This is a genomic window from Candidatus Defluviilinea gracilis (assembly GCA_016716235.1).
GTDB lineage: Bacteria > Chloroflexota > Anaerolineae > Anaerolineales > Villigracilaceae > Defluviilinea > Defluviilinea gracilis.
Map to the genome: position 1 here is coordinate 153569 of JADJWS010000003.1, position 22295 is coordinate 175863.

The window sequence follows — 22295 nt, forward strand, 5'->3', positions numbered from 1 at the left end:
TAACAAACGGAAGAAAATCCGTCCAATCCGTGTACGAAAAAAAGGCATGGTTTGATTTTAAGAAAGCCGTGAACTGGGAACCGTTGGTTGTAAAATCCCGTCAAAATGACTATACTAAACCAACGAACGGGTACTTCCCGCCTCACTGGCAGAAAGGGAAAGGGTACTGAGGATGAGCACATTCAAGAGATTTATCGTATTGGGGGTCGCTACTTCATTAATTCTTTATGGCTGTATCACGCGCCCAACGGCAACGCCAGAGGAGATTACAGAGCCTGCAAACTTTTCAGGCGATATTCCATCGGTTGGCTTGGCGGTTGTGGCGGTCAATGGCACAACCGTGTTCAACACGGTCGGGCAAACGATCAACTACTCGTATTCGGTGAAAAACACGGGCAACCCAACCCTCACCGGCCCTGTAACCGTTGCGGACAATAGGACGACTCCACCTGTCTGTATAGCGGTCAACACCGTAGGAAATCTCGATAACAACCTCGACAAAGACGAGACCGTCACCTGCACATCGGCTTATACCATCACCCAAAACGATCTCAACGCCGGTTCGGTGGTGAGTACCGCCACAGCGCAAGTCGGCGGAATCAACTCGAACACTGCCACAACCACCGTGCCCATGGCGGCGGTAAACAAGGCGCTCACTGTGACGGTTACGCCGAACACAACCGCCTACAACGCTGTGGGGCAGATCATCACCTACTCGTATGGCGTAAAAAATACAGGCGCGGCTTCGATCGGTCCCGATCAATTCAAAGTGACCGACAGCAAGCAAACCGCGCAGGTTAACTGCGACGTTGCCAACCGAACGCTGGGTCCCGGAGAATCGATCTCGTGCTCGGCGCAATATATCGTCACCCAGGCCGACCTGGATGCGGCAAACATCACCAATACAGTCACCGCTTCAGGCGGAGGCGTTACCTCGCCGGCGGTGAATGGCGTGGTCACAAAAGGCGTAATCACCGGCGGCAATTACACCAAAGGCTCGAACATTTCCCACACCGTGGTGAGCGGCGAATGGCTGTATCAGATCGCCCGTTGTTATGGCGCGGACATCAATGCGACGCTTGCCGCCAACCCGCAGATCCCTAACCTGCATTACATCCTGCCCGCAATGACCGTGAACGTCCCCAATATCGGCTCGAAAGGGACGATCTTCGGACCTCCCTGCGCGGGATACTACGTGGCGCAAATTGGCGACACTTGGGAAAATATCGCAACGCGATTTAATGCGGATGTAGTCGTTTTGAAAGCGGCAAACAGAACCATCGTTTCTCCATCCCTGGGGAACTGCCTCAAGATCCCGTTGAATTCCGCCGGGGGAGCCACGCCGGCTCAAACCGTAATCACAGCCTGCCCATCCACCTCGCCGGTCACGCCCCAACCCGGAGCAGACATTCGCATCACCTTCCCGTCCGGAAGCACAGGCACAACCGTTGTTGGTTCGGTCACCGGCACAGCGACCGTCCGCTATCTGTTGGCGGTCTCACAAGGGCAAACGCTCACAGTAAAACTAACGGGTCCCGCGAACACCCTCACCATGGGCATTACCGCCGCCGGCGGAACTGTGCTCAAGGCGCAAGACGCCAACGCCACATTCACGGGAACTGTCCCCACGTCAGGCGATACCATTATTACTGTTACCGGCGCCGAAGCTTCCACCAAACAATTCTCGCTTGAAGTATCGGCAGTCACTCCGGCAACCACCTCCTTCGAACGCGTGGCAGACATTAACCCCGGACCCCCAAATTCCGACCCGGCGTTCCTCGCAAACTTCAATGGGCAGTTATTCTTCCGCGCCACAGGCAACAACAATGCCGGCGCCGAACTATGGAGATACGACCCCACCACGAAACTCCCCACCATCGCAGACGACATTAACCCAGGACCCACCGGCTCCGATCCCGCGTACCTCACCTCATATAATGGCGCGTTGTATTTCAGGGCAAACGGCGGAGACGGCAACGGCGCAGAACTCTGGCGCTGGAACGGCTCCGATTCCGGCAGGGTGGCTGAGATCAATGCCGGCGCGGCGGACGCCAACCCGGCTTACCTGACCGTGTTCAACAACTTCCTATACTTCAGCGCGACAGGTTCGGATGGCAAAGGGAATGAATTGTGGCGAACGGATGGCACCTCCACCCAGTTGATCGCAGACATCAACGGCTCGGGCGATTCGAACCCCTCGCATTTGGCGGTATTCAACAACGCCTTGTACTTCAGCGCCGTCAGCGCGGACGGCAAAGGCGTGGAGTTGTATAAGTTCGACGGAACAACCGCACCCGTCCGCGTGAGCGACATCAACCCCGACGCGGGCAACGCCAACCCCGCCTATCTCACCTTATTCAACAACGCCCTATACTTCAGCGCCATCAGCAACGACGCCAAGGGCATCGAGTTGTGGAAATATGATGGGACAAACAACCCCGTCCGCGTAACCGATATCAACCCCGAGGCGGGCGACGCCGCCCCATCCTTCCTCACCGTTTTCAGCGGCTCGTTATATTTCAGCGCCATCAGCAACGACGGGAAAGGGATCGAGTTGTGGAAATTCGACGGCGCCTCCCCGAAACTCGTCGGCGACGTGAACCCGGCAGGCAACGACGGTCCTGCGTATTTGGTCGTCTTCAACAACGAGTTGCTCTTCCAGGCAAACGGCAACGACAACGCCGGCGTCGAACTGTGGAAACTCAAAGGACAATAAACCAATCAACTCACAAAAGCCCTCGCCGCAACGAGGGCTTTTTGATTCAACCCAAAATGGGAAACCGCCAGGGAGTAATAATCAAACAAAAAAAAGCGTCGTAACGGCATGAAAAAATTACGCGCCATGAATTTCATTCTCCTGACGGGCTTCCTCCTCTTGAACTCCTGCGGGACGACAAGCAACGCTTCCTTTCCGACAAGTGAAGTTGCTTCAGCCACCTCGACCCCTCCGCCGCCCACACAAACACCCCCGCCAACCTCCACATTCACCGCCTCCCCAACCGCCACACCCATCCCGCATCCGCTATCGATCGATGCCATGCGCGCGCGCGACTACCCCGGCAGTGACGTCGTGATCGAAACCACGCTCGACCCCGGCGTAAACTACAACCGCTTCATCGTCTCCTACCTCTCCGAGGGACTCAAAATCTACGCGCTGATGACCGTGCCCACCGGCGAAAAACCCGCCGATGGCTGGCCCGTTGTAATCTTCAACCATGGATACATTCCCCCGGACGTGTACGTCACCACCGAACGGTACGTCGCATACGTTGACCTGATCGCGCGCAACGGATACATCGTCTTCCGCTCCGATTATCGCGGACACGGCAACTCAGAAGGCGAAGCGCGCGGCGCGTACAGCAACCCCGATTACACCGTAGATATTTTGAACGCCGTCGCATCCATGAAAAAATATCCCGGCGCCGACCCGAATCGCATCGGCATGTGGGGACACTCCATGGGCGGCTACATCACCTTGCGCTCCATGGTTATCACGAAGGATATCAAAGCCGGCGTGATCTGGGCTGGCGTGGTCGGTTCATATCCCGACCTTCTATACAACTGGCGTCGCGGAACAGGCGCCTCCCCCGACTCGGCGCCGCGCCCGGGTTCGTGGCGATCTACCTACGTAGATCAGTTTGGCTCGCCGGAACAAAACCCGGTGTTTTGGAATTCCATCTCGGCAAACTCATATCTCGCCGACATCTCCGGTCCGATCCAATTGCACCATGGCACAAACGACACGGACGTGCCGCTGTTATTTTCGGAAAACCTTTTCTTTCAAATGCTGGACGCCCAACAATATGTGGAACTGTACAAGTACGAGGGCGATAACCACAACATCTCGAACTACTTTAGCACGGCAATGCAACGGACCATCGAGTTCTTTGATCGGTACTTGAAATAACGCCGCAATCGCAAAGTAAACTTTGCGGCACAACCAGTGGAGATCGGGTATTCAAGAGATTTTGAGAAAGTTACATAAGTAAAAACGTTATCTTGATGCGCCGATGGGCATGTGCTATAAAAGGACAATCTTTCACGGAGGTCTCGTCATGCGCCTGCCCAAACGCTTGAATTTTTTCAAGGGAATGATCGCACTCGCCCTTGTTTCGCTTGCCTGCGGAAACTTCTCAACTTCCGCTTCCGAACCTGAATATCGCTACGACGATCTGCCCGCCCCCGGAAATGAAAGCGCGGCATTCTCTGAGTATCGCGCCATCGCACAATGGAACAAATTCGAGATCGCCTATGTCTTCGTCAACGGGACAAGCGCGTTATCCGGCAACGAGGAACAAGATGTGGTGCGGCAGGCTTTCGCGATGTGGGCGCGATCTACGCCGCTCACCTTTACCGAAGTTGCCGGCAGTTCGCAAGCAGATATTGTCATCGGCTGGGCAGAAGGCGAACACGGAGACGGCGACCCGTTTGACGGGTCGGGCGACGTGTTGGCGCACGCCTCCTTCCCCAATCCTTACGAAGACCGCCAGGTGTTCCTGCATTTCGACGATGCGGAACGCTGGGTAAACAGCGACTCGCGCAACGTGGACTTGCTCACCGTTGCCGCGCACGAGATCGGTCACACTTTGGGGCTGGGTCACAGCGACGATCCCAACGCGTTGATGTATCCCAGTTACAGCGGACCGCATCGCTTCCTCGGGAACGACGATATCGCCGGCGCGCAAAGCCTGTACGGGGTGGCAAGCGCTCCACCGCCTGCGCCAGATGTCCCTGCGGAAGATGCGCCGCCTCCCAGCGCGGAGGACGATTCGGACCAGGATGGAATCTCCGACCGCGACGAAGTTCTCGTCACCGGCACCAATCCCAACACTGCGGACAGCGACAACGACGGCTTAAACGACGGCGTGGAAGTCGTCAACCGCATGAACCCGCTGGACGCAGACATGGATCGTGACGGCGTGAACGACGGGCAGGAGGTTGCCGCCGGCACGAATCCATTCTTCCCCGAGCAGGCGGATGTGTCGCCGGAACTTGAAGAGGAAGTCAGCGAATTCTTAACCGAAGCCATCGAGTTGCAGATTCGGGCGTATCGCAACAGCGACGCGGCGATCGCCTCCTCGATTATGGCGGGCGATATTCTCGAAAATCTATTTGCCGAAATCGATGCGCTCAACCAGCAAGGATTGGTTTCGATCTCCGAGGTCGATTACTACAACAGTTTCATTCACGACATCCGCGTAGTCAGCGACACGCGCCTCGAAGTGGACACCTGCGAAGTGTGGACGATCACGGTCTATCAAAGCGCGGATGGGCAAGCGGTTTCGAGCGACGGTCCCAGGTTGTTGCCGCAGACGATCACGATTCAAAAACTGAACGCGGGCTGGTTCATCACCTCGGTGATTTTTTTTGACGCGCCGGCGTTTTGCAATTAAGATCGAAACAATTCAGCCGTAGCGCAAAGTTCACTTTGCACCGATCTGGCGACGACTTCCGCCCGCAAGGTAAACCGTGCCGAACTGCGATAGCGCGAGAAAGGCTTAACTCCGATGAACGTCAATTTCAACAAACGCTCCACACAGGTTGCCACCATCGTGTTGATCCTTTTGCTGTTCGTGTGTGGCGTGACGATCCTGCTCGGCATCTTGTTCCGGAGTCGCAATGCCAGCCCTCCCGCCGCCACCGATACTCTCGCCTCCACTTCGACCTTCGCGCCGGTGTTTACAGAGACGCAAACAGCCCGACCAACTTTTGTCCCCACTTCCACACCCTTCCCAACATTTACCATCGTCGTTCTGCCTCCCGGCACGATCAAAAAGCCGACGCGCACTTTCACCGCCGCGCCGGTATTCACCCGCACAAAATTGCCAGGCGGGCCAACTTCGACACCGACACTAACGAAAACCCCCACGCTGACATCAAATGCTTCATCGTCAAATACGCCGGGCGCCTCAACCGCGACTCTTACGAACACCCCGGGCGGTCCGGCATCGACCGACACGATCACGCCAGGCGGACCAACTTTAACGCCCTCTATTACCAGTTCGCCCACACTGACCTCAGACGCGCCAACCGCCACCTCAACAGCATCGCACACGCCAACCCCCACGAACACGAACAGCCCGCCTGTTGGACCCGCCGTTTTCGCTGTGGGACCAGGCGGTGCGGATGTGATCCCGCATCAGATTGTGCGCGCCTCCAGTAATTTCCTCTACCTGTTTTCCAGCCAGGATTCCTCCTCGCTCCTGCGCGTGTATCGAACTAACAACCCCGGGTTCCCCAACTCTGCGAGCGATTTCGCCGCCCCGATCACAATCAACGAGTCCAGCAGTATGCTTTCTGTGGATGCGGTCTACAACGGCGGAACGATCATCCACGTGTTGATCAATTTGCGCAACGGCGAGATCAAAGATTATCCATTTGACACCTCCACCAATACCTTCAAAACTGCCATCACTCTTGCCACAGACAGCGGCTCAGTGAGCGGCTCACCATACGTGGGAACCAGCGGCATCAGCGGGATGATGGAGCCGGGCGGAACTTTGCACGTCGGCTATTGGACGAACAGCAACCACATCCTCCACCGTGCCTACACCTACAATAGCGGATCAAACACCCTCACACCCGCAGGCGGCTTCACGCAAGTGGATACGGCAGGGAGCGCGAATCATCCATCCCTTGCCATCTCGCCAGCGAACAACTCGCTTACGGTGGCATGGATATCGCAAGCAGTCAGCCCGCCACAAATCCTCACACGCGCGCGCCAATCAAATGGAACGTGGGGCTCCATCGAAACCGCCAGCACATCCCCGGTGTGGACGAGTTCCTCGAACGGACTCAACATCGACCAGGGTCCCAGTCTGATCATCGACTCATCCGGCGCGAAGCACATGGCATACATCCAGGAGTTCGACTTGTCCGTCGGCGATTATGGTCGTATCCACTACGTGAGCAATAACGGTTCAGGTTGGGTGGATCAGCCTCTCGCGGCGTTCACGCATGATCCAGCCGTCGCCATTAACAGCAGTGGGCAGATTTACATCATTGGTCATGGGCATCCACTGAATGCGACCTGCACCTCCATGGACGATATTTGCACCATTCGGAAAAATGGCGCGAACTGGAACAACCCGGTACTATTTGCCTCGCCCCCGGGCAGTTTCTCCTTTGACGCCAGCCCTTCGGTCAAATGGTCGGTCGTTGGATTCAACCGCGCGGACATCATCGAGTTCGTTTTCTTCATGACCCCGTACGAAAGCCCCACGCTGTATTACGGACGCTTCCCATAATGCGGAAACTCATCTCAGTCATCGGCGCGAGCGGCGTGGGCAAGACGACCTTCGTCAACGCGCTGGCAAAAACGGGATTGTTCGCGACGGCATTCGAACAACATGCCGAGCGTCCGTTTCAGTCGCTGTTCAAGCAGGATAACAAATACGCGCTCGCCAACCAAATGGATTATTTGCTCTTACGCGCCGAACAGGAAAAGCAACTTCGCGCGGGCGATAAAACTGGATTGATGGATGGCGGACTCGACCTCGACTTCCACGGATTCACCCGCCTCTTTCACCGCCGCGGCTTGCTCGCTAACCCTGAATTTGATCTGTGCCTTCGGCTTTATTCGCTCTGCCGCGAGTTCCTTCCACCGCCCGATCTCATCGTCGTGCTGAGCGCGCCGCAAAAAATAATCGAGGGGCGACTCGCCTCCCGCAGGCGCATCAACATCGCGTCGGCGCAAGATGCGGAATCGATGGAGGGATTCATCCGCGAATGGCTGGAGTCAATTTCCCCGGAAAAAATCCTGCGCATTGACGCATCCAATGAAGATGAAAACTACTACGGCGCGGCGAGACAGTTGCTCGAGCGAATTTCTTAGCGTCGTAGCGGCAACAGAAACGACTGAAGTCGTTACTACCGTTTAGTAAAACTTCAACCGATGCGGCATGGAAATGAATTTATTGACGATAGGCTCGGCAAGGATGAACACCCTGCCCCACGATAGATTTCCCTCGGCGTTGATGCAGGTTTGCAGTGTTAAATTGCCTGGGCGATTGAACACTTTGAAAAAGAGACGGGTTGACGATAGCCGTTCGCCCGTGTCGAGGTCTACAAATTCGCTGGTGACGCTGTTCGGACTCAATGCCTGAACACGCATGAATTCACGGACGATGAATGTTTCGGTTTTGCCATCGCCGTAAATCAGATAGATCAATTGTCCCTCTTCCAACAATGAAAAACTTTCACCCGCGAGATAATTATGCGCCAGCAGACCGGTCGTGCCGTATCGCGCCGCCGCGTTAAATTGCGTGAGAGTTTCGGGTTGAGTGGAAACGAAAGCAGGGCTATCCTCAGGCTGAGGAACGACAGGGTAAGCAAATAGATCTGGGACGTAGATGCCGCGCAGTTCGTCCGCTTGGCCGTTTGCCACATGCGCGATAAATTCATCCAGCGGCGGGATTTCGCTCCCCTCCCACGCCCGCGCAGGCGACGGAAGGATAAGGAACGCCATAGCAAATATTAAAAGCAGACTGCGCAAATTGGCGCGTGGTCGGGTCATGCCTGAAATTGTAGGAGGCTTACCGCGATCTACAAATGTCTGATGGAGAAAATTCAATTACAGTTCTGAAATTTCATCCGTTGGTACTGTAAAGTGGCGAGAGTGTTTTAGGCTCGATTATTTTCAAGTGGTACTTAAGCGCGATTGGACCTCAGAAAACTAGGGCGTTGAGAAAGCCAGGCATTGTCAACTTTCATGGGCTTGCAGGCAGTGATGTTTTCCTGTATCCTTGAACCAACAACACCATGAGCGACACAACCATCATCGTCATCAGTATCCTCGTCTTCCTGCTCATCCTATTCGCAGGGACGGCATGGCTGGTGTTCGTCTATTTCCCCAAAAAGACTTTATCGGTTGCCAACGAACTGGCTGAGACTGTAAAGAACACGTTGGGGCTGACGCCGCAGGTGACCATCAACCAGAAGATCATCTACAAACGGACGAATGAAATCCTACAGTTGGCGATGATCGAGCAGGATTACGATGTCGAATATGAGACCAGCGACAAACTGCTAGGAAGCGAAAAACGGATTCACCTGCGCGGCATGTACCGGGCAAAGATCGGATTCGATCTGCAAAAGGGATTCAACATCGAAGTCCATCGCGGAGGATTTCTCAAGCCGGGTCAAGTCATCTTGCAACTTCCGCGCGCCGAGATTCTCTCCGTCGAACCGCTGGACATACAAAAGACATCTTCCTCAGGTCTGATCAACTGGGTTTTGAGCAAGGATATTGAGAACGCCACAAAAGAACTCAATGCTCTGGCGTTGGATAAAGCCTCCAAACTGGAAATGCTCGATGACGCCGAAAAACGGATCGAAAACCGATTGAACGAAGCGCTCCTGCCGAGGCTGGTCAATTACCAGCTCACGCATGAGGTCAAGTTTCTTGAATTGGGGACTGGCGGGTGAGGTTAAAGACCAAGCGGCGCACTCAATTGTGCGCCGCTTCTTATTTCTTCTTTCTGCTGGTCTTATAAGTCGGTTTTCTTTCGCGAACCATCCTAGCAATATCGTCCACAGAATATTGGTCCAGCCACTCATGGCGGTCTTTGGAATAGTCGCCCTTCCCCATTTCGAACTGTTGCATAAAACGAATCATCCCAACCAGACCAAGCTCGCGAGAAAGCGCGGCTAGCCCAGCGACGCGAATTTGCTGAGGGGTCATCAATCGTATGTTCATTCGATTTTCTCCTTCATCCAATCCAAAGGGTTTTTAACTTCTACAAGTAATTTCTTCGACAAGCGTTTTGCCGTCTTGAGCAAGCGGTCATCTGTGGTAAGAAAAATATCCGCTTTACCCTTTTCCGCACAAGCCAGATGAACTGCATCAAAGCCCACAAAACCTACCGTCTGCAATTCACGAGCGCGCGCCAGAACTGTGTCACTGATCTCGATAACAGAATTGACGAATTTAACAACACGTTTCAATCGTGATTGTTGGTCAACGTCGGGCGTGCGATCAATCTCGATCCCCAATGCTTCACTGCCGAGCCATGTCCATTCTTTTCGTTCCACACGTGAAAGAAGGAGTACAATCGCCTCGGTCTCAAGCCGAATCCGCTCCTGACTTTGATCGTCAAATGGACGATTAAGCACACAGTTATCGAGATAGATTCTAGTCACTGCGAGCAATTATAGCATTGACAACTCATCCAGTGTCTCACAGGTAAACGTAATACCTCCCCTCCTCACCTCATCTACACGACATGAACAACCCACGAAAAATCTCACGGATTATCGAACCGCAGGTCACCATCGAAGGCGCGGGCGTGCGCTTACTTCGCTCGTTCGGTCCGAAGGTCAGCAACCTGTTCGACCCATTCCTGCTCTTCGATCACTTCGCCTTCAACGATCCGCTCGAAGGACCCCTGCGCGGCTTCCCATATCATCCGCATCGCGGCATCGAAACCGTCACCTACATGCTCGAAGGCTCCACCGCGCACCGCGACAGCCTCGGCAACGAAGGCACCATCGGTCCCGGCGACGTGCAATGGATGAGTTCCGGTCGCGGCATCCTCCACGAAGAAATGCCCCGTCGCGGCGAAAGCGGCAATATCTACGGCTTCCAACTCTGGGTCAACCTCCCCTCGCATCTCAAAATGTCTGAGCCGCGCTATCAGGAAGTGAACGCGTCAACGATTCCAACATTTGAAAAGGATGGAGTCAGAATCCGCGTCGTCGCTGGGACGGTGGACGGAGTCAACGGACCCGTCGAAGACATCTCCGCCTCGCCTCTTTATCTCGACGTGGAGCTGGCTCCCGCCTCCGTCTGGCATTTCCCCATCCCCAGCGGACACACCGCAGTGGCGTACGTTTTCCACGGCGAAGGCGTGTTCGGCGAAGACACAGTTAACGCCACTCACATGCTCAAGTTTTCAGACGAGGGCGATCACATCACGGTCAAAACAGAAAACGACTCCGTCCGCTTCATGCTCATCGCGGGCGCGCCGTTCAAAGAACCCATCGTGCCATACGGTCCGTTCGTGATGAATACATTGGAAGAGATTCAAGAAACGTTGAAAGAACTGCGCAACGGGACCTTCATAAAATAAAAGGAGATAGACCTCACAGGTCTCAGAGACCTGTGAGGTCTTATAATTTAATATGACTCAAGTCCTCTACGGCGACCGCCTCGGCAAACAGGGGCAACTCCGACTCGGCACTTCAGCCATCCTCTTCGATGAAAACCAGCGCGTCCTGCTCACGTGCCGCACGGACAATGGTCAGTGGTGCCTGCCCGGCGGCGCAATGGATTCAGGCGAGAGCGCGGCTGAGGCTTGTATCCGCGAGGTGTGGGAGGAGACAAGCCTCCACGTCCGCGTGAAGCGTTTGGTCGGCGTGTACAGCGATCCGAATCAACTCGTCATCTATCCCGATGCGAATAAAGTTTTCGTCGTCGCGTTATCGTTCGAAGTGGCGATCGTCGGCGGCGAATTGGGCTTGAGCAACGAGACAACCGACGCGGGGTTTTTCTCGGTAACTGAGATGGACGCACTGACGATGCTTGGAAATCACAAGTTGCGCGTGGAAGACGCGTTGATGAACCGGGCTGAGGCGTTCGTCAAATAATCAACGAGACCGACTTAAGTCGGTCTTACAACCACCACACCCCGGTACACTCAGGCAGGACGATCCATTCGTTCTGGCTGACTTTTTCTCCCAACTCATCGCCGAAGAAGAAGCGCGACAACTCTTCGGCTTCCTCCAGCGATTCAAATTTGTAATCGGTGCGAATCCATTTGCTTTGGAATCCATTCGCATCCAGCCATTGATAGGTAGACTCGACATGCTCCAGCCGAATCGGACTCTCGTTGCCTGTGCCAAGCGACTCGAACAGGATGATCGTCCCATCTTTGCGCAATACGCGCCTCATCTCCTCCAACCAATTCTCCAATTCTCTAGCGCCTGATTCCTGATTCCACACCGCAAGATAACTCACGCTCCAGCCAGAGACGGCGAGATCAGCAGAGTGATTAGTAATTGGCAATTTTCTGTGGTCGGCGATATCTACCTGCCAGTTGGACAATTCGCTTGCTGCGAGTCGCTGGCGGCAGACACGCAACATTTCGCTTGAAATATCGAACGCGCGGATCGATCTTGCGCGAGGCGCAAGCAGGAGCGTCAACCGTCCCGTCCCCGCGCCGAGATCGAGGATGTCCAAGCCGTCGGGGCTGATAATTTCTTCGATTGCTTTCAAGATATTGCTTTGATAATCCTCCCGCGCAATTAAGGCTTCGTAACGATCCCCATCTGTTTGGTAGATTTTTCTTTGTTGTTCGTCACTCATTCTGAGTTTTCCAATCGTGTCACATTTTCTTGACATTTGATCTGTCGGCAGTTGAACTGCCGACAGGCGTGACGCAGTGCAACTGCGTCACGAACATCGAAATCACTCTCGCTGAGTTTTCCAATCGTAATTTTCTTTCAACACTTTCGCAGGGACTCCACCCACCAGCGCGTTGCTCACATCTATTTTCCCGCTGACCACGCTTCCCATCGCGACAAGCACATTGTTTCCAATGGATGAACCTGGCGCAAAGCGGACAGCGCTTCCGAGATAACAATCACTTCCAATTTCAATATCCCGATCTCGCGCGCCGACTCCGTGCGTCCAGAACTGCGAGCCGATGCCCGCCACCCACGAACGGTCGCCGAGTTTGAATCTGCCAGCCACATCGAAGTGATGACCCGACGTGATCAACGCATCTGCGCCGATTTCCAGCGTCCGCGCGTAATTCATCGCTTGATTTTCCTCTCGCAGTACCCAGTATCCGCATGAAAAAGTGTTTCGGTTTCCGATGGACGCGCCTTCCGCAATCTTGATTTTCATGGGGCCGATGAATTGATTGAAGAATCCTATCTTGGATTTCGAAATGGCAAATTCGTCAACGGCAATGATCGCGCCAAATCCGATTCCGGGACTTGTCAATTCGGTAGCCGAACAGCAAACGATAGCCGAGAACGCGCAAGACGTTCAACGGCATGAGACTGATCAGGAACGCGAGAGCGACTTTTATAATGGGCATGATTTCCAAATTATAATCGGGGACATGTCAACTCTCTCCCCCTCCGCTCAAAAAATTCAAGACCTGCTCAACTCGCTTGGCTACAACTACACCGTGATCGAACACGCCGAGTCCACGCGCACGGCGCAAGAAGCCGCAGACCGCGCGGGATGCGAACTCGGTCAGATCGTGAAGTCGCTGATCTTCAAGGGCAAAGAGTCGCACAAGCCGATCCTCGTCCTCACCAGCGGCGCGAACCGCGTGGACGAAAAACGCATCAGCGAGTACGCGGGCGAGACCATCGGCAAAGCGGACGCTGATTTCGCGCGAACCGTCACTGGCTTTGCCATCGGCGGCGTGCCTCCCATCGGTCATACTCAACAAATTGAAACGTACCTCGATGAAGATTTCCTGCAATACGAAAAAGTTTGGGCGGCGGCGGGGACTCCCAACGCGATCTTTGAATTGAGAACGGACGACCTGCAAAAGATGACGGATGGAAAAGTCAGCCGCGTCAAGCCGTGACAAACCATACAGAACCATTTGGCCGCTGACCGCGCAGAAACCGCAGATTTTCTTTCTTTGGATCAGCGTAAATCAACGAGGGAAAACATCAGCGTAGAAAAAAACTTCCTACTGAGAAACAGCCGTCCCGTGGGGTGAAGCGGGGTTTCATCCGCAACATTTTTTGTTTGCATTGAAACATCCTTTGGCGTACAATCCGATGATCTAACCCAAGGAGGCTCGATGGCTACAACTGTACAACCCGCGCAAGCGGCACGCCCCATGACAGAAGAGGCGGACTTTCTTCAGATCAAATCCGTTGACCATGTTCATTTTTATGTGGGTAACGCCAAGCACGCCATGTATTATTGGTGGAAGGCATTCGGCTTCAAGCCCATTGCGTATTCGGGACTTGAAACAGGCAACCGCGACTTTGCTTCGTATGTGTTGGAATCGGGGCAGGCGCGGTTTGTTGTTTCCGCGCCCTATTCGCCGTCCAGCCCGCTTGCATCGCATCACATGCTGCATGGCGACGGCGTGAAGATGATCGCGCTCGAAGTGGACGATGTGGAAAAAGCATGGAAGGAAACCACCGCGCGCGGCGGAAAATCGGGATGGACTCCGCGCGAAGAGAAAGACGATCACGGCATCTATCGCACCTCCGCGATCTACACCTACGGCGAAACTCTGCATGTGTTCGTTGATCGCGGCGATTACAAAGGCGTGTTCGCGCCGACGTATAAGCCGATCAAATACGAAGCCGAGTCAACGGGACTCGCCGCAATCGATCACATGGTCGGCAATGTGCAACTCGGCAAGATGAATCAATGGGTGAATTTTTATCATCAGGTGATGGGCTTCCGCCAATTGCTTCATTTCGACGACAAAGATATTTCCACCGAATATTCCGCGCTCATGTCGAAGGTAATGCAAAACGGAAACGGGCGCGTCAAGTTCCCGATCAACGAACCCGCCGAGGGCAAACGCAAAAGCCAGATCGAAGAATATCTCGATTATTATTTGACGCCCGGCGTGCAACACGTCGCCATCATCACGGGCGATATCCTCAAGACCGTTGACGCCCTCCGCAGTCGCGGCGTGGAATTTTTGCGCGTGCCAGACACCTATTACGAGGCGTTGCCCGACCGCGTCGGCTCGATCAAAGAGGACATGAAAGCCATCCACGATCTTGGCATCCTCGTTGACCGCGACGACGAAGGCTACCTCTTGCAGATCTTCACCAAGCCCATCCAAGACCGCCCGACGATGTTCATCGAAGTGATCCAACGTCACGGCGCGAAAGGATTCGGCAAGGGTAACTTCAAAGCGCTGTTCGAGTCGATTGAAGTGGAACAGGAACGACGAGGCAATCTATAGTTGAAAGTTGAAGGTCAAAGGTCGAAAGTCAACGACCTGCGACTTGCGACCTTTGACATAGGACTCACACTATGAAATTTGCCACCGTCAGCACGCTTCGCGCCACGACCCAGCCTGCCATCGTCGTGGACGACCGCGTCCACACCCTGCCCTACCCCGACATGCTCGCGGTGATCGCCGCGGGCGCGGGAGCCGCATCGCAGAAAGCCGCAAAGGAATCACTCGCGCTGGATGAGGTGAAATTCCTCTCGCCGATCCATCCCAAAACCTTGCGCGATGCGTATGCCTTTGAAACCCACGTCAAAACCGCGAACCGTAATCGCGGACAAGATGTGCCAGAGAATTGGTATAAGTTCCCGGTCTTTTATTTCTCGAACCCCACCAACGATTTCGGGCATGATGACGTGATTCCCCATCCAGCCTACACCAACGCCATTGACTTTGAATTGGAGATCGCGGTGATCATCGGCAAGGCGGGCATGAACATCAAAGCAGAGGATGCCCCAAAGCATATCTTCGGCTATACCATTTTCAACGACTGGTCGGCGCGCGACCTGCAAGTGCAAGAGATGAGGGTCAACTTCGGTCCGGTCAAATCGAAAGATTTCGCCTCCTCCTACGGACCGGTCATCGTCACTCACGAATCGCTTGCCGATAAAGCAACAACACGACCGGGCGTGTACGACCTATTGATGACCGCCAAGATCAACGGCACAGAAGTCTCACGCGGCAACTTCAACGATATTTACTGGTCATTCGGAGATATCATCGCCCGCGCGTCCGAATCGGTTATGCTCCAACCAGGCGATGTGATCGGCTCCGGCACTGTGGGTACAGGGTGTTTGTATGAGTTGACCAAGAACCAAGGTCCGTGGCTGAACGAGGGCGATGTGGTCGAATTAGAAGTTGAGCGCATTGGTTTGTTACGAAACACGGTCGGCGCGAAAGGATAATCCATTGAACTCGCTCAAACAATTTACATGCGCGTCAATGATGTTGGCAATTGGGTTAACGGCGTGCGGCAATGCAACTCCAGCCGCTGAAAACCCGGGACAACTCGAAACTGTTGTGGCGTCAACATTGCAAGCTTACACTGCCGAGACGCCCGCCGAAACAGTTACGGCGGCAACGCCGCTTCCCGCTGGTATTGAAGTCTCTTTCAATCATGTTTCGTTCGTCATCCCCAACGGACTCGCTAGCGGCGCGACGCCAATCCTTGAGCCGGCCGTCGGTGGCGACACCGCCCCATGGGAAATGGCTCCCGAACATATTGTGTTTACGCTGACCGGGTATACCGGAACAGACCCAAACCATCCCATCCAGCCGACCATTTACGTATACCCAACGCAAGCATTTGCAGAGGTCAGTCCGGGCGCGAGCCTGAGCATCCCGGAGTTGCAGGCGTTGCTCGCCAGCCCGTCCGCGCCGGTCGATCTCGATTCGGCTCCGGGTATTCCGTTCTATAACGCGGGTCAAGACCTGGTTGCAAAAGGTGAGAGGCTAAATTTTCAAAACGGCTCAGGCATTCGCATGATCTCGCACTTTTCGCAATTTCCCGGTCCGATCATCCGCACCGGACAGATCTATCACTATCAAGGTCTCACCAGCGACGGAAAATATTATGTGATCGCGATCTTGCCGGTCGTGTCGCCGCTTCAATCCACAGCGGAGAACCCATCGGCGGACGGAATCAACTTCCCCGATTACGCTTCCGCCGCCCCGGGCGAAATGGACGCGTACTATCTGGCGGTCGCGGATAAACTCACCGCGGCGGATCCCTCCTCATTTACGCCGGTTCTTGCTTCCTTAGACGCCTTGATCCAATCTATAACGATTTCGCCTTAGGAGAGTTGCTTACCGCCGTTCCTTCGGCAGTTGAACTGCCGAAGGAACGCGGGAGAATTTACGCAATACGAAATACTACAATCCGTTTCTCCCGCAGTTGAACGGCGGGAGAACACACGAAATACGGAGTCCAAAATGCCCTTCTATCAAAAACTCGGACAAATCCCACACAAGCGGCACGTGCAATTCAGAAAACCGAACGGCGAACTGTACCGCGAAGAACTGATGGGACTGGAGGGATTCTCATCCCTGCAATCCATCCTCTATCACAACTTCATCCCGGCGCGCGTCAAACACACCGAAGACCTCGGCTCGCGTCTGCCTGAAACCGTGGAGTTTGGTCCCATCCGTCATCGCGCGTTCAAGACTGCCGATGCGCCTCTTGGCGGCGACGCGGTCTCCGCGCGGATTCCGCTTCTCGCCAACAAGGATGTGATCCTCGGCGTGGCGCGCGCGTCGAAGAGCATGGATTATTTCTATCGCAACGCGCAGGCATACGAAACGTGGTGGGTGCATGAAGGAAGCGGCGTGTTGAAATCGCAGTTTGGGAATCTCAAATTCCGCAAAGGCGATTACATCGTGATCCCGTTCGGCACGACGTGGCAAATGCACATTGACGGAAGCGAGGCGCGTTTCTTCACCATCGAGAACCCATCGCAGATCGAGCCGCCGAAACGCTACCGAAACAATTTCGGTCAAATGCTCGAACACGCGCCGTACTGTGAACGCGACATCCGCACGCCCGAAGAACTTGAAACGCACACCGAACGCGGCGACTTTGAAGTGCGCGTGAAAGTGCGCGATCGCCTATCGAAACACATTTTGGATTATCACCCCTTCGACGTTGTCGGCTGGGACGGCTATCTCTACCCGTGGATCTTCAACATCGAAGATTTCGAGCCGATCACGGGACGAGTCCACCAGCCGCCGCCCGTTCATCAGACCTTCGACGCGCATAACTTCGTCGTCTGCTCGTTCGTCCCGCGACTATTCGACTATCATCCGCTCGCCATCCCCGCGCCGTACAATCACTCGAACGTCAACTCGGATGAGGTGATCTATTATGCCGAGGGCAACTTCATGTCGCGCAAAGGCATTGACCGCAGTGACATTTCCATGCACCCCTACGGCTTGGCGCACGGTCCGCAACCCGGCATGACCGAAGCCTCCATCGGCGCGAAAGAAACGAAAGAGTTAGCCGTGATGGTGGATACGTTTTATCCGCTGCATCTCACGAAGGACGCGCTCGAATTCGAGAAGCCCGAGTATCAGTCCACGTGGATGGAAGGAACCGGAGAATAACATCAAAGACCTCGGAGGTTTTCAAAACATCTGAGGTCTCTTCAATCAGTCTATGAAAACGACAACCTCCCCCAACGCAAACTTCAAAACCATTTCCACGCGTATCCAAAAAGAAATGAAGCGACTCCACGTTCCCGGCGTCGCCATCGGAATTTATCACAAAGGCAAAGATTGGACGGCGGGATTCGGCGTCACGAGTCTCGAAAACCCTTTGCCCGTCAATGCCGATACGTTGATGCAAGTCGGTTCGATCAGCAAGACATTCACTGCCACATTGCTGATGATGCTCGCCGAGCAGGGAAAAGTGAATCTCGACGCGCCTGTGCGAAAGTACATCAAAGATTTCAAACTCAAGGATGAAAGCGTGGCGAAGAAAGTCACCATCCGTCACTTGCTTACGCACACGGGCGGATGGGTCGGCGATTATTTCAACAGTTTCGGCGATGGCGACGACGCGCTCGATAAAATGGTGAAAGATATTTCCCATCTTCCGCAGATTCAGCCGCTGGGAAAAATCTGGTCGTACAACAACACGGGATTCAACGTCGCTTCGCGGGTCATCGAAGTGGTGACGAAAAAATCATACGAGCAGGCATTGCAGGAAATGTTGCTCGATCCTCTTGGCTTGAACATGTCGTTCCTTTATCCAAGCGATATTCTCTTCACGCATCGCTTCGTTGTCGGGCATTATCGCAAAGACAAAAAAACTCACGTGTCGCGTCCGTGGGCGATTGGCAGGGCAGGCAACGGCGTGGGAGGAGTCGTCAGCACGGTCAAAGACTTGCTGAAGTATGCGCGCTTCCACATGGGCAGTGGTAACAGAATCATCACGCGCAAGAGTCTCAAAGCGATGCGCGTCAAACAAGTGAGCGCGGGCGGGCGCGGCGACATGGGCATCACGTGGTTCATCCGCTATGCCGATGCTCTCACCGCGTACGCGCACGGCGGCGCGACCAACGGACAGCAAGCGTATTTCTTCTACATCCCCGAAAAAGATTTCGCGCTCGCCATCCTCACCAACAGCGACGAGGGCGGCGTCATCACCGCGCAGACGTTCGGCTGGGCGCTCGACCTCTATTTTGGGATCAAACTCAAATCACCGAAGCCGATGAAGAATCCGCAAGACGGAAAAGAATTCGTCGGGCGATATAAGATCGGCACCGAATGTTTCGACATCAAGACAAAAGGAAAATATCTCGTGTATCATCACATCCCGCTTGGAGGATTCCCCACGCCCGACGCGCCGCCGGGTCCCGCTCTCGCGCCGATGCGATTCGCGTTTTACGACAAAGATAACCTCATCGGTTTGGACGAACCCTACAACGGCGCGCTCGCCGACATCCTCCGCGACGAAAAGGGACGCGTGAAATATTTCCGCGTGGGCGGGCGCGCGCACTTGAAAATTAAATGAGAAACAAAACCAACATTGCGATCGCATCCTTCGCGTTGATCGCGGCGATGCTCGCCTGCAATTTGCCCGACGCGCAACCGCCTACAGATGAAAACCAAATGCCACCGGAACTTCAAACCGCGCTCATGGAGGGTCTCCAAAATGGCGCGGACGTTCCCATCACCGCGACGTTTTCGCCGATACCAAGTCTAACAAGCACAACGAATCCAAACGCGGCGACGGCAACCATCACACCGACCTATTCCGTGCCGATGCTCATCGTCCGCGAGCAAACGAACTGCCGCGCGGGACCGGGTCAAGAGTACGCAGTGGTGTTCACCTATTTGCCGAACGCCAAACTGGAGATCGTCGGCAACTACGGGATCGCAAATTACTGGCTCGTGAAATCGTCCGACAGCCCAACCGGTCAATGCTGGTTGTGGGGCGAGTTCGTCGAAGTGAGCGGCAGTTACTGGGTTGTGCCGAGCGTCACGCCGCCGCCGACCGCCACGAAACCTCCGCCAAAAGCGCCATCGTTTCAAAGTTGGGATTATTCGTGTGAATTCAACGGAGTCAACACCGAACTCACTGTAACGCTGACCTGGTCCGACAAATCGGAAAACGAAACCGGCTTCCGCCTCTATCGCAACGGAGAGTTGATCGCCGATCTCCCGGCGAACACCACCTCGTTCGTGGACAAATCCGCGGTAGACTCCGGGCAGACCGTGAGTTATCGCCTCGAGGCGTATAACGCGGCTGGCATCGAAACCGATTCCACCAATTCATTTGGTTGTTAAACCGCCGTCGCGGTATAAACGCAAAAAGAAACAGGTCTCGCGCATGGCGCGCGAGACCTGTCCGACTCTATGAGCGTGAATGAAAATTATTCCTCTCCCAACGCTTCCTTCATTTTCTTGGTTTGTTTGCCGCGATCGTCGGTGTTGAGAATCCGTTTACGGATGCGATACGACTCGGGCGTGACCTCAAGCAATTCGTCGTCAGACAAATATTCGACCGCCTCATCCAACGACATGCGGCGCGGCGGCGTGAGGCGGATTTCCATATCCGCGCCCGCCGAGCGAATATTGGTGAGATGCTTTTTCTTGCACACGTTGATGGGCATATCCTGCCCGCGCGTGTTCTCGCCGATCACCATGCCTTCGTAGACAGCCACACCGGGACCGATGAACAACGTGCCGCGCTCTTCCGCGTTCTTCAGCGCGTACGCCGTGGAATCGCCCGCCTCCCACGCCACGAGTGAGCCTGTTTGCCGCGTGGACATCGCTCCCGCCATTTCATCGTACCCATGAAAGATGCTGTGCATCACCCCCGCGCCGCGCGTAGAGGTCAGGAACTGATAACGGAAACCGAGCAAGCCCCGCGTGGGCGCAATGTAGACCATGCGCGTCATGCCCTGACCCGCGTCGTGCATCTCCATCATTTTGGCGCGACGACTCCCCAGCATTTCGACCACCGCCCCAACCGTCTCGTTGCTGGTCTCGATGTGCACTTCCTCGAACGGTTCGAGCAACATCCCATCGTCCGCTTTGTGGAAGATCACTTCCGGGCGCGAGACTTGGAATTCATAGCCTTCGCGCCGCATGGTTTCGATGAGGATGCCAAGATGCAACTCGCCGCGGCCTGAGACCAAAAAATTTTCAGCCGAATCGGTCTCTTCGACTCGCAGTGAAACGTTCGTGCGAAGTTCCTCGAACAAACGCTCGCGCAGTTTGCGGGAGGTGCTCCACTTCCCCTCTTTGCCGGTAAAGGGCGATGTGTTCACGCCAAACGTCATGCGGACGGTGGGCTCTTCTACTTTAATTGTGGGTAAAGCAACGGGGTTCGCCGGGTCGGCGAGTGTTTCGCCGATGGCGATCTCCTCCAAGCCTGCCAGCGAAACAATATCCCCGGCATTGGCGGCTTCGATCTCGATCTTATTCAAACCCTGGAATGTGTAAAGATACTTTGCCGATTCGGGTAAATTTCTTCCATCCATGGTTAATCGCGCAAGCCGCTGACCGGCTTTGATCGTGCCGGAGAAAATTCTACCCACCGCGGTCACGCCGCGATAGTCGTCGTAGCCCAGGGTGGTGACGAGCATTTGCAGGGGCGCGTCCGCGTCCACGTTGGGAGCGGGGATGTGATTCAAAATCACGTCGAATAAAGGTTGAAGGTCGGGACCAAGTTCAGTGGTCAGCCCGGCGCGTTGGTCGATCCCGATGGCGTAGACGACGGGGAATTCCGCCTGCTCGTCGGAGGCGCCAAGTTCGATGAACAGGTCGAAGGTCTCATTGAGGACGCGTTCCGGTTCGGCGTCTTTGCGATCCACTTTGTTGATGACGACGACCGCTTTGTGTCCCATTTGAAGCGCCTTCTTGAGCACGAAGCGCGTTTGTGGCATGGGACCTTCCGCCGCGTCCACGAGGAGCAGGACGCCATCCACCATGTTCATCACGCGCTCGACCTCGCCGCCGAAATCGGCGTGACCGGGCGTATCCACGATGTTGATCTTGATGGGCTTGCCGGTCTTGGGATCGTTGAGCGTGATGGCGGTGTTTTTGGCAAGGATGGTAATGCCGCGCTCGCGTTCGAGGTCGTTGGAATCCATGACGCGTTCTTCCACGTGCTGGTTGTCGCGGAAGGTGTGCGATTGACGGAGTAAACCATCCACGAGGGTGGTCTTGCCGTGGTCAACGTGGGCGATGATGGCGATGTTGCGGAGGTCGGTGCGGGTTGTTAGCATTGGTTAGTTTCTTTGTTTGGTAGTTTGGTAGTTGGTTAGTCGAGCAACGGGGATATGCTTCGTACTGCGTATTGCGTATTGCGTATTTCGTGTTTACCTGTTTCCGTGTTTA

At 54.8% G+C, this 22295-nt stretch carries 22 protein-coding genes; 15 read left to right on the forward strand and 7 right to left on the reverse strand.

Annotation, left to right across the window (positions count from 1 at the left end; translation table 11 throughout):
• Window positions 1-172 precede the first annotated feature (172 nt).
• From IPM31_14540 to IPM31_14560, 5 genes are all read left to right on the forward strand, one after another.
• Window positions 173-2716, forward strand: coding sequence for a LysM peptidoglycan-binding domain-containing protein (locus tag IPM31_14540; protein MBK9008198.1), 2544 nt, complete (start codon window positions 173-175; stop codon window positions 2714-2716).
• A gap of 108 nt (window positions 2717-2824) precedes the next feature.
• A complete protein-coding gene (locus IPM31_14545) occupies window positions 2825-3907 on the forward strand; it encodes an alpha/beta fold hydrolase (protein ID MBK9008199.1) in 1083 nt (360 codons plus the stop codon).
• Between the two features lie 148 nt (window positions 3908-4055).
• Window positions 4056-5393, forward strand: coding sequence for a matrixin family metalloprotease (locus IPM31_14550; protein ID MBK9008200.1), 1338 nt, complete (start codon window positions 4056-4058; stop codon window positions 5391-5393).
• A 114-nt stretch (window positions 5394-5507) separates the two neighbouring features.
• Entirely contained in the window at window positions 5508-7247 is a 1740-nt protein-coding gene (locus tag IPM31_14555; protein MBK9008201.1) for a hypothetical protein, read from the forward strand.
• The gene (locus tag IPM31_14560) at window positions 7247-7834 is read left to right on the forward strand and encodes a deoxynucleoside kinase (GenBank protein MBK9008202.1); all 588 of its coding nucleotides are present in this window, start codon (window positions 7247-7249) and stop codon (window positions 7832-7834) included. The genes IPM31_14555 and IPM31_14560 overlap by 1 nt, the downstream gene beginning before the upstream one ends.
• A gap of 42 nt (window positions 7835-7876) precedes the next feature.
• Here the strand turns inward: IPM31_14560 and IPM31_14565 are convergent, their stop codons facing one another.
• Complete coding sequence (locus IPM31_14565) at window positions 7877-8467, reverse strand: hypothetical protein (protein ID MBK9008203.1); 591 nt, start codon at window positions 8465-8467, stop codon at window positions 7877-7879.
• Window positions 8468-8760: 293 nt separating this feature from the next.
• On the opposite strand from IPM31_14565, the gene IPM31_14570 reads away from it, so the two are divergent.
• A complete protein-coding gene (locus IPM31_14570; GenBank protein ID MBK9008204.1) occupies window positions 8761-9426 on the forward strand; it encodes a DUF4230 domain-containing protein in 666 nt (221 codons plus the stop codon).
• 40 nt (window positions 9427-9466) lie between these two features.
• Here IPM31_14570 and IPM31_14575 read toward each other — a convergent pair whose 3' ends face one another.
• Window positions 9467-9697: a hypothetical protein gene (locus tag IPM31_14575; GenBank protein ID MBK9008205.1), complete on the reverse strand. Its 231-nt coding sequence runs from the start codon at window positions 9695-9697 to the stop codon at window positions 9467-9469.
• Window positions 9694-10140, reverse strand: a complete 447-nt coding sequence (locus IPM31_14580) for a PIN domain-containing protein (protein ID MBK9008206.1) — start codon at window positions 10138-10140, stop codon at window positions 9694-9696. Before IPM31_14580 ends, IPM31_14575 begins: the two co-directional genes overlap by 4 nt.
• Window positions 10141-10223: 83 nt before the next feature.
• Here IPM31_14580 and IPM31_14585 point away from each other — a divergent pair, with 83 nt between their 5' ends.
• Together IPM31_14585 and IPM31_14590 are read left to right on the forward strand one after the other, a co-directional pair.
• Entirely contained in the window at window positions 10224-11069 is an 846-nt protein-coding gene (locus tag IPM31_14585; GenBank protein MBK9008207.1) for a pirin family protein, read from the forward strand.
• 52 nt (window positions 11070-11121) lie between these two features.
• Window positions 11122-11586 (forward strand): NUDIX domain-containing protein, encoded by a 465-nt coding sequence (locus IPM31_14590; protein MBK9008208.1) that lies wholly within the window; start codon window positions 11122-11124, stop codon window positions 11584-11586.
• A gap of 25 nt (window positions 11587-11611) precedes the next feature.
• Here the strand turns inward: IPM31_14590 and IPM31_14595 are convergent, their stop codons facing one another.
• The 3 genes from IPM31_14595 to IPM31_14605 all read right to left on the reverse strand — a co-directional run bounded on the left by IPM31_14595 (window position 11612) and on the right by IPM31_14605 (window position 13043).
• Window positions 11612-12304: a methyltransferase domain-containing protein gene (locus tag IPM31_14595; GenBank protein MBK9008209.1), complete on the reverse strand. Its 693-nt coding sequence runs from the start codon at window positions 12302-12304 to the stop codon at window positions 11612-11614.
• A 102-nt stretch (window positions 12305-12406) separates the two neighbouring features.
• Entirely contained in the window at window positions 12407-12847 is a 441-nt protein-coding gene (locus tag IPM31_14600; GenBank protein MBK9008210.1) for a hypothetical protein, read from the reverse strand.
• 55 nt (window positions 12848-12902) lie between these two features.
• Window positions 12903-13043 carry a hypothetical protein gene (locus IPM31_14605; protein MBK9008211.1) on the reverse strand — a complete coding sequence of 47 codons (141 nt, stop codon included), beginning with the start codon at window positions 13041-13043 and terminating at the stop codon, window positions 12903-12905.
• Window positions 13044-13067: 24 nt separating this feature from the next.
• Between IPM31_14605 and IPM31_14610 the strand changes: the two genes are divergently transcribed.
• The 7 genes from IPM31_14610 (at window position 13068) to IPM31_14640 (ending at window position 20237) form a co-directional block, all read left to right on the forward strand.
• The gene (locus IPM31_14610; GenBank protein ID MBK9008212.1) at window positions 13068-13547 is read left to right on the forward strand and encodes a YbaK/EbsC family protein; all 480 of its coding nucleotides are present in this window, start codon (window positions 13068-13070) and stop codon (window positions 13545-13547) included.
• 261 nt (window positions 13548-13808) lie between these two features.
• A complete protein-coding gene (gene hppD / locus IPM31_14615) occupies window positions 13809-14903 on the forward strand; it encodes a 4-hydroxyphenylpyruvate dioxygenase (protein ID MBK9008213.1) in 1095 nt (364 codons plus the stop codon).
• A gap of 71 nt (window positions 14904-14974) precedes the next feature.
• Window positions 14975-15856 carry a fumarylacetoacetate hydrolase family protein gene (locus IPM31_14620; protein MBK9008214.1) on the forward strand — a complete coding sequence of 294 codons (882 nt, stop codon included), beginning with the start codon at window positions 14975-14977 and terminating at the stop codon, window positions 15854-15856.
• Between the two features lie 4 nt (window positions 15857-15860).
• Complete coding sequence (locus IPM31_14625) at window positions 15861-16748, forward strand: hypothetical protein (protein ID MBK9008215.1); 888 nt, start codon at window positions 15861-15863, stop codon at window positions 16746-16748.
• Between the two features lie 135 nt (window positions 16749-16883).
• Window positions 16884-18050, forward strand: a complete 1167-nt coding sequence (locus IPM31_14630; GenBank protein MBK9008216.1) for a homogentisate 1,2-dioxygenase — start codon at window positions 16884-16886, stop codon at window positions 18048-18050.
• 52 nt (window positions 18051-18102) lie between these two features.
• Window positions 18103-19461 carry a beta-lactamase family protein gene (locus IPM31_14635; protein ID MBK9008217.1) on the forward strand — a complete coding sequence of 453 codons (1359 nt, stop codon included), beginning with the start codon at window positions 18103-18105 and terminating at the stop codon, window positions 19459-19461.
• Complete coding sequence (locus IPM31_14640) at window positions 19458-20237, forward strand: hypothetical protein (protein ID MBK9008218.1); 780 nt, start codon at window positions 19458-19460, stop codon at window positions 20235-20237. Before IPM31_14635 ends, IPM31_14640 begins: the two co-directional genes overlap by 4 nt.
• An 86-nt stretch (window positions 20238-20323) precedes the next feature.
• Here IPM31_14640 and typA read toward each other — a convergent pair whose 3' ends face one another.
• Complete coding sequence (gene typA, locus IPM31_14645; GenBank protein MBK9008219.1) at window positions 20324-22183, reverse strand: translational GTPase TypA; 1860 nt, start codon at window positions 22181-22183, stop codon at window positions 20324-20326.
• Window positions 22184-22295 lie beyond the last annotated feature (112 nt).